General features: G+C 50.5%; 1 protein-coding gene. It reads right to left on the bottom strand.

Translation table 11 applies throughout. The features are described from left to right. Nucleotides 1-35 precede the first annotated feature (35 nt). Nucleotides 36-662: hypothetical protein (locus tag A3756_RS02430; RefSeq protein WP_231875457.1), on the bottom strand; the 627-nt coding region annotated here is incomplete at its 5' end.

Below are 662 nucleotides of genomic sequence, written 5' to 3'. Positions count from 1 at the left end.
ATCGATGAGGGGGTGAAAAGGCATTTCCTGGGACGTCATGATGGTTCTCCAGGATGGCTAAAAGCCGTCTGACTAGACCATGTGGCATTGGCTTTAGCTTGGCGTTTCGCTTTTACACGTTCTGGCTGATTGAGGTCGAGGGCGTCGCCGTTCGATTGAAATGTAGTGGCTACGTGTAGCAGTCTCAACGCATGCTTTGGTTCCTGCTTGTGTTTAAGTAGATAGTGCAGTAATCCCGCTAAGGGATCACGCGCCTGAATTTTATCGTGGCGAATTAATTTGTTGATGTATTTTCGGATCGTGATGGAGTGGGGGAATCGTTGCCAGGAACGTGAGCAGGTTGCTACGCCGATAGGCCTGCCCATTTCGGTGTCGACCTCAAACTTGCGAATATCACGCGCATCCATATTCGCGTAGACATGTGTTTCGCTTGGCGCTAATCGAGCGAGGTCGCCAAGGTAGTAATGCACGCGTTCAAAATACAAATAACATTGCCCGCTGTCGCGATTTCGCTTAATGGGTAATCGTAACCGGAGGCGGAACGGGTTGCGTGGCACGCCAATGTCTTCAGAGACACTGGGGTGCCAGTGATGTTGCCATTGATGCGCAAACAACGTTAGAGGGGAAGATCCGGCATTTCTTCCGCCTTTACTTAGTACGTT

Source organism: Oleiphilus sp. HI0086, from assembly GCF_001635225.1.
This window is presented reverse-complemented; position numbering and strand designations above follow the sequence as displayed.